Source organism: Streptomyces sp. NPDC059037, from assembly GCF_042740015.1.
Lineage (GTDB): Bacteria > Actinomycetota > Actinomycetes > Streptomycetales > Streptomycetaceae > Streptomyces.
The window spans coordinates 11,347-22,284 of sequence record NZ_JBHYIG010000157.1; the positions used below are offsets into that span (position 1 = coordinate 11,347).

The 10,938-nt window shown below is 72.6% G+C and carries 8 protein-coding genes and 1 pseudogene; 6 read left to right on the forward strand and 3 right to left on the reverse strand.

Annotated features, from left to right (window positions below; genetic code table 11):
- Positions 1–444: pseudogene (locus tag ACFWY6_RS27940) on the forward strand (TetR family transcriptional regulator); the annotation flags it as partial.
- On the opposite strand, the gene ACFWY6_RS27945 reads toward ACFWY6_RS27940, so the two are convergent.
- Together ACFWY6_RS27945 and ACFWY6_RS27950 are read right to left on the reverse strand one after the other, a co-directional pair.
- Positions 441–1,541, reverse strand: a complete 1,101-nt coding sequence (locus ACFWY6_RS27945; RefSeq protein ID WP_384695770.1) for a PP2C family protein-serine/threonine phosphatase — start codon at positions 1,539–1,541, stop codon at positions 441–443. The pseudogene ACFWY6_RS27940 and the gene ACFWY6_RS27945 sit on opposite strands and share 4 nt — an antisense overlap.
- 141 nt (positions 1,542–1,682) lie before the next feature.
- Positions 1,683–2,171, reverse strand: coding sequence for a GNAT family N-acetyltransferase (locus tag ACFWY6_RS27950; RefSeq protein ID WP_384695773.1), 489 nt, complete (start codon positions 2,169–2,171; stop codon positions 1,683–1,685).
- Between the two features lie 62 nt (positions 2,172–2,233).
- On the opposite strand from ACFWY6_RS27950, the gene ACFWY6_RS27955 reads away from it, so the two are divergent.
- From ACFWY6_RS27955 to ACFWY6_RS27965, 3 genes are all read left to right on the forward strand, one after another.
- On the forward strand, positions 2,234–3,181 hold the full coding sequence (locus tag ACFWY6_RS27955; protein WP_384695776.1) for a TIGR01777 family oxidoreductase: 948 nt from the start codon (positions 2,234–2,236) through the stop codon (positions 3,179–3,181).
- Positions 3,182–3,370: 189 nt separating this feature from the next.
- Positions 3,371–4,711, forward strand: a complete 1,341-nt coding sequence (locus tag ACFWY6_RS27960) for an NAD(P)/FAD-dependent oxidoreductase (RefSeq protein WP_384695779.1) — start codon at positions 3,371–3,373, stop codon at positions 4,709–4,711.
- Positions 4,712–4,976: 265 nt separating this feature from the next.
- Positions 4,977–7,130, forward strand: a complete 2,154-nt coding sequence (locus tag ACFWY6_RS27965; RefSeq protein WP_384695782.1) for a family 20 glycosylhydrolase — start codon at positions 4,977–4,979, stop codon at positions 7,128–7,130.
- A gap of 78 nt (positions 7,131–7,208) precedes the next feature.
- Here the strand turns inward: ACFWY6_RS27965 and ACFWY6_RS27970 are convergent, their stop codons facing one another.
- Complete coding sequence (locus tag ACFWY6_RS27970; protein WP_384695785.1) at positions 7,209–8,654, reverse strand: regulator; 1,446 nt, start codon at positions 8,652–8,654, stop codon at positions 7,209–7,211.
- A gap of 220 nt (positions 8,655–8,874) precedes the next feature.
- Here ACFWY6_RS27970 and lipB point away from each other — a divergent pair, with 220 nt between their 5' ends.
- On the forward strand, positions 8,875–9,750 hold the full coding sequence (gene lipB, locus ACFWY6_RS27975; RefSeq protein WP_384695788.1) for a lipoyl(octanoyl) transferase LipB: 876 nt from the start codon (positions 8,875–8,877) through the stop codon (positions 9,748–9,750).
- A 101-nt stretch (positions 9,751–9,851) separates the two neighbouring features.
- A complete protein-coding gene (locus ACFWY6_RS27980; RefSeq protein WP_266867766.1) occupies positions 9,852–10,817 on the forward strand; it encodes a lipoyl synthase in 966 nt (321 codons plus the stop codon).
- Positions 10,818–10,938: the final 121 nt, after the last annotated feature.

Here is a 10,938-nt window from a genome sequence, read left to right on the forward strand (position 1 = left end):
GGGGCGCCCGCGCGGGCCCGCCCCCGTGGGGGCGCGCGCGCGCGCGCGGGGGGGGGGCGGGCGGCGCTGGGCGGCCCGCGGCCGGCGGCCGCCCCGGCGGCCCACGACCGCGCGGTCGAGTCCCTGGAGTGGACGCGGGGCCTGCTGCGCGCCGCGCAGGACGATCCGGCGCTGCGTGCCGTCTGGTACCGCGTGAACCAGGAGTCCGAGGAGCAGCTGGTCCCCGTGATCGCCGGGCTCGCCGGGGGCGACGCCGACCCCCTGGACGTACGCCTGGCGGCGGCCGCCGCCACGGACGCCGTCCGCCTGGCCCTGGAGACCTGGGCCGCCACGGACGCGCCCGCCGAAGGCCCCGGCTCCCCCGCCGCCCTCGCGGTGCACTGCCTGCGGGAGCTGACGGGCGGCCTGCGGCTCCTCGCCACCCCTCGGGGCCCGGGGGCCTAGACCTCCACCGCGAACGCCAGCAGCGCCACGTCGTCCCCGACCCCGCCGGAGAACCGCACGAGGTCCCGCCAGACCGCGGACGTCAGGACCGCGGGGTTGTCCCACACCTCGACGGGGAACGAGGAGAGGCGCTCGGCCAGCGGATAGAAGGCCCCGGACGCGTCCCGTGCCTCGGTCACCCCGTCGGTGACAGCAAGGAGCCGGTCGCCGGGCTTCAGCGCCACGCTCACTTCCTCGGGCGCGGCGACACCGGCGATCCCCAGGCCCAGCGGGGGCCCCGGTGCCACATCGAGCTCCTCCACGGTGCCGCCGCGCAGCAGCAGCGGCGGCGGGTGACCACAGGAGACGAGCCGCACTTCCGCGGCGTCGTCGCGGAACTCCAGGAGTACGGCGGTGGCGAACAGTTCGGCGTGTTCGGCCTGCTCGGCGTCGACCACGAGACGCCGGTCGAGCCGTCCGGCCACCCCCTCCAGGTCGGGCTGGTCGAGCACCGCCTCCCTGAAGGCGCCGAGCAGCGCGGCGACCGTGCCCACGGCCTCCAGACCGTGCCCCTGCACATCGCCGACCAGCGCCCGTACGCCGCACGGCCCCTTGCGTACGTCGAAGAGGTCGCCGCCCACCAGAGTCCCGCCCTGTGCCGCGCGGTAGAGGCCGGCGCAGCGCACCGGGCCCACGCGTTCCGGCAGCGGCGGAAGGACGGCGAACTGAGCGGCCTCCGCGACGGTGCGGACGGTCACCAGCTGGGCGTCGCGGCGGCTGCGCACCCAGGCGAACAAGATGCTGAGCAGCGCCACGAAGGTGACGGTCAGAAGATCGCTGTCCCCGGGGCGGCCGAGACCGAAGCCCGGCAACGAGAGCAGGATGATCACGCTGCCGCCGAAGAGGGCCGTGGCGGACGCGCCGTACGACAGCGCCGCCATCGGCGGGACTGCCGCGAGCAGGAAGCTGAGGTCGACCGCCTCCGGAGTGGCCAGCTGGATCACGCAGATCACGGCCAGGAGCACCGGCGGAGACCAGCGCATCCACTGGGGCCGCGGCGCTTCGCGCAGCCGGCTCGGCTCCTCTCGGTCCCGACGACTGGCCGCGGCCCTGATCATCGGTTCGCTCCTTCCGGGGTACGTCTTCACGCTCCTACGCGCGCGTGGGGACCGCACGCCGGGCCGGTCCTTCAGGGGGCCGGTCTCCGGTGAGCCAGAGGGAGCGACGCGTCAGAGGGCGGTGCATCAGAAGGCGGTGCATCAGAGAGGGCGGCCCATCAGCACGTCGTCCACGTAGACGCCGTCCAGGAAGAACTCGCCCGGCAGCACCCCCTCGACCACGAACCCCTCGGACTCGTAGAGCGTCCTGGCCGGAGCGTTGTGGCCGAGGACCCGCAGCGTGATGCGGCGCGCGCCCTGCCGTCGGGCCTCCTCCACGGCGGCCCTGACCAGGCCACGTCCTATCCCCTTGCCGCGCGCCTCGTCGGCGACGGCGAAACCCAGGATCTGGCGTACGTGGGCGTGGGCGAGCAGCGGCGTGGGATAGCCGAGCCTGATGTAGCCGACGACCTCGCCGTGCAGTTCGGCGACCAGATGGTCGTGCGGGCCGAAGCGTTCGTTGAAGAAGGGCGGATGGGGCGGCTGCGGCGCCGGCTGCACCGCGTGCAGCGTGGACCAGGTGGCACGGTCGATACGGCCGAGGGCTTCTTCGTCGTCCGGCAGAGCGGTGCGTATGTGCGTATCCGGCATGGGCGCCACTGTACGGCCGCCCCCTGGGGCCCAGAGGAGCGATTTCACGGCAGGATGGCTCCATGGAGCCCACCGAGCCCAGGAAATCAGCGCCGTCGGCGCCGTCCACGCGACGGCTGCGCATCGCGGTGACCGGTGCGTCCGGCCTCATCGGGACGGCGCTGACGCGCGCCCTCGCCGACGACGGACATGAGGTGGTGCGGCTCGTGCGGCGGGCACCTCTTAAGAAGGACGAGGTGCGCTGGGATCCCAAGGAGGGGTACGTCGACACGGCGGGGCTCGCGGGCTGCGACGCGCTGGTCAATCTCGCGGGGGCCGGGATCGGCGACCACCGCTGGACGGACGCGTACAAGCGGGAGCTCCGTGACAGCAGGGTGCTCGGCACCGCGACGCTCGCCGCCGCCGCTGCCGCGCTCGACGAGCCGCCGCGGGTGTTCCTGTCCGCCAGTGCGATGGGGTACTACGGAGACACCGGTCAGCGCGCGGTGGACGAGAGCGCACCTCATGGAGAGGGCTTCCTGCCGTCGCTGTGCGTGGAGTGGGAGGGGGCCGCTGCCGCCGCGCAGGACGCGGGCATCCGCACGGTCATCGCGCGCAACGGCCTGGTGGTGGCGCGCGAGGGCGGAGCCTGGGGGCGGATGTTCCCGCTCTTCAAGGCCGGGCTCGGCGGACGCCTGGGCAACGGCCGCCAGTATTGGAGCTTCATCTCGCTGCACGACGAGGTCGCCGCGCTGCGCCACCTCCTGGACCGGGACGACCTGTCGGGGCCGTTCAACCTGACGGCGCCCGATCCGCTCACCAACCGTGAGGTGACGGCCGCGATGGGGCGGGTGCTGCACCGGCCCACGTTTTTCACGGCCCCGGAGCCGGCGCTGCGGATCGTGCTCGGTGAGATGGCCGGTGACGTCCTCGGCAGCCAGCGGGTGCTGCCGACCCGACTCCTGGAGTCCGGATTCTCGTTCGCGTTCCCGGGCATCGAGGAGACGCTCCGCGCTGCCTTGCAGAAATGACGGCACGCCGACGGCACGGGCGGCGGCATCGGCCCCTGATCGCCGTGCGACCGTCGTGCGACCGTGCCCGGTCGATGCGCGACTGCCGTTGACCGGTCCGGCTCCTACCCTCGTGCGGAACTCGGGTATTCCGGAGCCCTGTTGAGGGCATGACGTCCCCAGCAGCCGCGCAACCTCGGGGAGGGGCACGTGCTAGAGCCTGCGCACCAAGCGGATGTCGTCGTCGTGGGAGCGGGGGTCGCGGGACTGGCGGCCGCCCACCAGCTGACCAGCGCCGGTGTAACGACCGTTGTCCTGGAGGCCGCCCCTTACGTCGGCGGGCGAATGTCCACGGAGAAGGTCGACGGGTTCCGGCTCGACAGGATCGGTCAGCTGCTCACCACGTCGTATCCCGAACTGCGTCACACACCGGCGCTCGGCGCCCTCGTGCTGCGGCCCTTCGCCCCCGGCATCCTGGTGCACAGCGACGGTCGGCACCACCGCGCCGTCGAGCCCACGAGCGCACGGGGCGCAAGGGGCGCACTCACGGCGGCGCGCGCCCTCGCGAGCGCCCCCCGGGTTCCCCGGGCCGCGAGGACCGCGCCCCGCGCCGCCCCGCTCGGCAGCGCCCTCGACCAAACCCGCCTCGCCGCGGCGCTCGCCAGGCTCGCGGCAACGCCCGTGGAGCGCATCCTCGCGCGCCCCGAACTCCCCGCGGCGGACGCCCTCTTCGCCCGCGGCCTGCCGTCACGCACCATCAACGGCTTCCTGCGCCCGCTGCTCTCGGCGCTCCTGTGCGACGCGGACCTGACCACGTCGAGCCGGTGCGCGGACCTCGCCCTGCACTCGTACGCGCGCGGCCGGCTGTGCCTTCCGGAGGGCGGCGCCGAAGCGGTCCCCGAGCTCCTGGCGGCCGCGCTGCCGCCGGGGACGGTGCGCACCGGCGTACGCGTCACCGACGTGTCCACCACCTCGGTCACGACGGCGGACCAGGGCGAACTGCCCTGCCGCGCCGTCCTGCTCGCCACCGACGCCCGCGCCGCCGCCGAGCTCCTGCCCGGCCTGCGGGTGCCGTCCTTCCACCCGGTGACCGTCCTGCACCACGCCGCTCCCGAGCCGCCGCTCGCCGAGCCCGCGCTGCTGCTCGACGCCGACCGTTCGGGTCCGGTCGCGCACACCGCCGTCATCAGCCACGTCGACCCCTCGCGCGCGCCCGCGGGACGCGCCCTCATCTCCTCGACGGTCCTCGGCCCGCCGCCCGACGAGCGGGCCGTCCTCGCCCATCTCGCCGACCTCTACGGCACGTCGACGGCCCGCTGGGAGCCGCTCGCCGTCCACCACACCCGCGAGGCCGTGCCCGCGATGCCGCCCCCGCACGACCTGCGCCGCCCGGTGCGGCTGCTCTCGGGGCTCTATGTGTGCGGGGATCACCGGGACACCAGCACGGTGCAAGGCGCCCTGTACTCGGGGCGCCGTGCGGCGCGTGCGGCGCTCGCGGACTTCGGCGTGCACCCGACGCACGGGACGAGTCAGCTGCCGCTCGCGGCCTGACGCATACCCTCGCGGCGGCCTGACGTCTTGAGAACCGCCCCCGTATCCATCCGACCTCTAGACCAATCCCCCGGAAGCCCCCGCGCCCCCACGCGGGGGCTTCCCTCTTCCCTGCATCTCCCTGCATCTCCCTGCAACTCCCCTTGCCACACCGATACCACCCGGCTACGGTCCCACCGGACCGTCAAGCCGCGGGAGGACTCACGTGTGTCGCACCATGCCGGTGATATCGCTCATCCTCGGCCTATTCATGGGAGGTCTAGCTTTGCCAACCGCCCACGCCGACACGGCAGCGGCTCCGGACACGACCGCGGCCCCGAACACCCCCTCCGTGATCCCCCGCCCCACCGACTGGACCGCGCTCGACGGCCGTACGAAGCTCACCGAGCGCACCCGCATCCTGATCGACCCGCGGGCCGGCTCCACCACGGCGCTCCCCTCGGGACGCAGTGAACTGCCGGGCCCCGCACGGCAGTCCGTACGCGGGCTCGCCACCCAGCTCCGTACGGAGATCAAGCAGGTCACGGGCATCACGCCGCGCATCAGCGACGACACGGGACGCCCCGCGGACGGCGACATCACGCTCGGCCTCACCGCCGACGGCCGACTCGGCGCCGAGGGCTACGCCTTCGACAGCACGGGCCCGATCCACATCAGGGCCGCGTCCACCCACGGCCTGTACTACGGCACGCGCACCCTCCTCCAACTCCTGCGCGCCACCGACACGGAGGACCACCGCGAGGTCCCCCGCGCCAGCTCCACCGACCGCCCCGCACAGGCCGTCCGCATGGTCCACCTCGACGCGGGCCGCAAGTACTGGAAGATCTCCTACCTGGAGAACCTGATCCGCAGGATGGGCGACCAGAAGCTCAACACCCTCTTCCTGCACCTCTCCGAGTCCGAGGGCTTCCGCCTCTACAGCCCCAAGTTCCCTGGCCTCGCCGACCCGGAGCACAGCTACAGCCGCGCCGACATCGAGCACCTGAAGTCGTTCGCGGCCCGCCACCACGTCCAGCTGATGCCCGGGCTCGAACTCCCCGGCCATGCCACCGTGATCAGCGAGGCCTTCGGCATCGGCTTCGGATCCGGCGCGAACGCGTGCACGGGGGCGCACACGCACTCACACCTCACGCCCGACTGGATCATCGACATGACCAGCGACAAGGCGATCGCGAAGTCGAAGGAGATCGTCGACGAGTTCGCGGGCTGGTTCGACGCGCCGCTCTTCTCGATCGGCGCGGAGGAAGTGCCCGGGCAGCTGGCCGAGTGCCCGCGCGTGAAGGACTACCTCGCGTCGGCGCCCGACGTCTCCACGCTCGGCGACCTGCTCAACCGCTACATCAACACCCTGGACGACGTGGTCGCTTCGCACGGCAAGCGCACCGCCGTCTACAACGGCTCCGAGCACCTCACCGCGCCCCAGCAGAAGGTGCACGGCCCCGTCGTCTTCCTCACCTGGGAGGGCACGGGCGCCGAGCCCGCCATCCCCGGCCACGACGAGATCGCCATCGGCCCCTTCTACGACACCCCGAACAACTACCACCACCTCTACCCGGACGAGCCCTGGATGTACGACGGCTGGGCCCCGAACACCGACCCCGACATGCTCGGCTCCGGGCTCACCAACTGGGCGGACTACAACTTCTGGGCCGACGACGGCTACTTCGAGAAGAGCATGGCGGGCGCCCGCGCGATCCTCGCCGACCGCGCCTGGAACAAGTCCGCGACACCGGACACGCTCGCCGACTTCAGGGCCCGCGCCGCCCTGATCGGCGACCCTCCGGGCACGACGCCCGCGCCGGTGCCGCCGCGCGTCGAGGGGCGCCCCAGCCACCACTGGACCTTCGACGACGCGTCGTACCCGAACGGCTGGACGTACGCGGGAAGCCCCGGCAACACGATCCTCGCCGAGGACACGGCGGGCGTCCTGCCCGGCACCTCCTACATCATCAACAACCCGACGCCCGTGCCCGGCGTGCGCGGTCAGGCCTGGCGCTTCGACTCCGACAAGGACGGCGTCGGCTTCGGCGGCCTGGACGTCGCCGAGCCGTGGACGGTGTCCGTGCAGGTCCGCCCGTCGTCCCGGACCGCCGACCAGGTGCTCCTCAGCTCCAAGGCGGGCGCCCTGAAGCTGATGCAGCACGGCACGGGCAAGGTCGGCTTCACGCGGTACGGCTCGGCGGACCACAGCTTCGACTACACGCTCCCGCTGGACCGCTGGACACGGCTGACCTGGGTGACGACCGAGGGTCACACCACTCTGTACGCCGACGGGGAGCGGGTCGGGTCGGTCGCGGCGTCGATCCCGCTGCCGCTGCGGTCCATCGGGACGGAGACCGCGAGCCTGCGCGGCGACCTCGACGAACTGACCACGTGGGACGAGGCGTTGACTCCGGAGGCGGTCGCGAACCTGAGATAGCGCACTACGGAGAGACGTGTAAGACGTGTAAGGGGCGGGGCACCTGGTGCCCCGCCCCTTACATCGCACCGCCGGACGTCAGCCCAGCGCCGCCACCTTGTCCCGGTACCCCCGCACCGGCGCCGCGTCCCGGTACGGCTCAAGGCGCCGCTCGAAGTCCCGTACGTACTCGACCGCACGGACGCTCCGCATCTCGCCCGCGGCCTGCGCCGCCTCCGCGCCGAGCTGGCAGGCCTGCTCCAGCTCACCCAGGGCGAGGCGCGCGGAGGCGAGGACCACCCGGCAGAAGAGCCGGCTGCGGGCATAGCCGGCGGCCCGCAGCTGGAGCGAGCGCTCCGCGTGCTGGGCGGCCACCCGGTACTGCTGGAGGTCCCGGTGGCAGTGGCCGAACTCGTCGGCGAGCTGCGCCTCGTCGAAGAACCGCGCCCAGTAGGGGACCTCGTCACCGGGCCGCGCGGCTTCGAGCGCACGCTCGGCCCGCACCATCGACGCCGTGCACGCCCGCACCTCCCCGAGGACGCCGTGCCCCCGCGCCTCCACGGAGTGCAGCAGGGCCTGCACGACGGGCGGCGCCGCGGAGCCGACGCCCTGCTGCGCCACCCGCGCCAGCTGGACCGCCTCGCGCCCGTGCCCGAGGTAGACGGCCTGGCGGCTCATCGTGACCAGGACATAACTGCCGTACGCCCGGTCCCCCGCCGCCTGCGAGAGGCGCAGCGCCTGGACGTAGTACCGCTGGGCCAGGCCGTGCGCCGCGATGTCGTACGAGGTCCAGCCCGCGAGCCGGGTCAGGTCGGCGGCGGCCGCGAAGAGCCGCCGCCCGGCCTGCTCGCCGTAGCTGCCGCGCAGCATCGGCTCGGCCTCGTGCTCCAGATAGCGCACGAGCGCCTGCCGGGCGTGCCCGCCGCCGTACGCGTGGTCGAGCGCGCGGAAGAGCTCGCCGACGGAGCGCAGGGCGGCGATGTCACCGCTGCTCACCTTCGCCCCGACGCCTCGCTCGGGTTCCTTGCGCTGGCGCGGTATGGCCGGACGCCCTTGCGAGGGCACGCGGACGCTGCCGGGGCCGTGGTCGCCGCGGCCCACCCGGTCGTCGGCGCGGCCGATCAGCCAGTCCCTGCTCGGTACGACGAGCCCGGCCGGGGTGAACGCGATCTTCCGCAGCTCGGCATGGCTCCCGGAGTCCTTGCGCCAGAGCCCGCCGACGATGTCGATGGCCTCCTCGGGCGTTGCCGCGAACTCCAGCCCTGCGTACACCGGCGCGCACGCGTCGAGCCCCAGGTCCTGGGCGGACAGGCGCCGGCCGAGCCGCCGGGTGAAGACCTCGGCGATCAGCGCGGGTGTGGTGCCGCGCGGCTGCTGCCCGCGCAGCCAGCGGGTCACCGATGTCTTGTCGTACCGCAGATCGAGACCGTGCTCGAGCCCCAGCTGATCGACGCGGCGCGCGAGCCCCGCGTTGGAAAAGCCGGCTTCTGAGATGAGCGCGGCCAGCTGGCGGTTGGGCGTGCGCTGCGGAGGTCGTTCCGTCATCAGCTGTGCGGTCTCCTGCCTTTCGGGCGTTGCCTTGAGCAGCCCTTATGGCTCTGTGAACGGCGTGAATGTAACGGCCCTCAACGCCCTCATCGCGACCTTCGACCTGCATTCATCCGATCGTGTGAGGATTGACCGGAGGACTGACGGGAATCCGCTGCCCGTACAGTGGCTGGGGGCGCGATATGTGCACGGTGAAGGTTCTAGGGAGGCACTTGCCGTGAGTGAGATTGAGTTCGTCCGGCTGGGCTTCGGCCCGGACTTCGTCGAGTACCAGGAGGCCTGGGACGAGCAGCGCCGGGTGCACGCCGCGCGCTTCGCCGACGAGCTCCCCGACACCTGTCTGCTCCTGGAGCACCCGCCGGTCTACACGGCGGGCCGCCGCACGGACCCCAGTGAGCGCCCGCTGGACGGCACCCCCGTCATCGACGTGGACCGCGGCGGAAAGATCACCTGGCACGGCCCGGGCCAGCTCGTGGGCTACCCGATCCAGAAGCTGCCGCGCCCGGTGGACGTCGTAGCACATGTGCGCCGCCTGGAAGAGGCTCTTATCCGTACGTGTGCGGAGTTTGGCCTGGAGACCTCGCGGGTCGAGGGGCGCAGCGGCGTATGGGTGCTCGGCGAGCCGCGACAAGAAGGCGAGCAGCGTCCGGCGCTGGGCGGGCTGAACCTGGACTTCGACCCGCGGGTCGCTGACGATGAGTTCGACCCCCGGCTCAACGGCCCGGAGTACGCCCCGTCCAACGCGGGCCAGCGCCGCGAGGACCGCAAGATCGCCGCGATCGGCATCCGCGTCGCCAAGGGCGTGACGATGCACGGCTTCGCGCTCAACGTGAACCCGGACAGCACCTGGTTCGACAAGATCATCCCGTGCGGCATCCGCGACGCGGGCGTGACTTCGCTCTCGTACGAACTGGGCCGCGAGGTCACGATCGCCGACGTCCTGCCTGCCGCCGAGCGGCATCTTCGGGACATCCTGGAGAACGCGGAGCTCAAGCCGCGTCTCGTCGAGCGCGCCGAGCGGGCCGAGGCCGTACCCGAGCGGACCGCCGCCGTACCCGAAGCCGTACCCGAGGCCGAGAAGGCCACCGCCTAGGGAATGCACCCCGTCGGCCACAGGTTGGCCAGACGTAAGCCCAACGACATCACGGGCGTACCCTGATGTACGCCGAAGAATCGAAGCTACAGGGAGCCGATGTGTCCGCAGTCGCACCCGACGGACGCAAGATGCTGCGCCTGGAGGTCCGGAACGCCCAGACCCCCATCGAGCGCAAGCCCGAGTGGATCAAGACCCGGGCGAAAATGGGCCCCGAGTACACCAAGATGCAGAACCTCGTGAAGAGCGAGGGCCTGCACACGGTCTGCCAGGAGGCGGGCTGTCCCAACATCTACGAATGCTGGGAAGACCGCGAGGCCACCTTCCTCATCGGCGGTGACCAGTGCACCCGGCGCTGCGACTTCTGCCAGATCGACACGGGCAAGCCGCAGGCCCTGGACCGCGACGAGCCGCGCCGCGTGGGCGAGTCCGTCGTCACGATGGACCTGAACTACGCCACGATCACCGGCGTCGCCCGCGACGACCTGGAGGACGGCGGCGCCTGGCTGTACGCGGAGACCGTGCGCCAGATCCACGCGATGACGGCGGAGCGGGCGGAGGGCAAGACCAAGGTCGAGCTGCTCATCCCCGACTTCAACGCCGACCCCGACCAGCTGGCCGAGGTCTTCTCCTCGCGCCCCGAGGTCCTCGGGCACAACGTGGAGACCGTGCCGCGCATCTTCAAGCGGATCCGCCCCGGCTTCCGCTTCGAGCGCTCGCTGGAGGTCATCACCCGGGCGCGTGAGGCCGGCCTGGTCACCAAGTCGAACCTCATCCTCGGCATGGGCGAGGAGCGCGAGGAGATCAGCGAGGCGCTGCACGCCCTGCACGACGCGGGCTGCGAGCTCATCACGATCACCCAGTACCTGCGCCCGACGCCGCGCCACCACCCCGTGGAGCGCTGGGCCAAGCCGGCGGAGTTCGTGGAGCTGAAGGAGGAGGCCGAGGAGATCGGCTTCTCCGGCGTCATGTCCGGGCCGCTGGTCCGCTCCTCGTACCGCGCCGGGCGCCTGTACCAGATGGCGATCGAGAAGCGCGGTTCGTACGTGGCGGCGCAGGCGGTCTGATCCGGGCGGGCCTGATGGTCCGATCCGGGCGTGGGGGCGGGGGGGGGGGGGCGGGGCCCCCCCCGCGGGCGGGGGGGGCCCCCCACACCCCCCCGGTCGGGAGGCGGAACAACCCCGCCCC

Coding starts and splice junctions, on each gene's coding strand:
- ACFWY6_RS27945 (WP_384695770.1), bottom strand. CDS start 1,541: ATGATCAGGGCCGCGGCCAGTCGTCGGGACCGAGAGGAGCCGAGCCGG.
- ACFWY6_RS27950 (WP_384695773.1), bottom strand. CDS start 2,171: ATGCCGGATACGCACATACGCACCGCTCTGCCGGACGACGAAGAAGCC.
- ACFWY6_RS27955 (WP_384695776.1), top strand. CDS start 2,234: ATGGAGCCCACCGAGCCCAGGAAATCAGCGCCGTCGGCGCCGTCCACG.
- ACFWY6_RS27970 (WP_384695785.1), bottom strand. CDS start 8,654: ATGACGGAACGACCTCCGCAGCGCACGCCCAACCGCCAGCTGGCCGCG.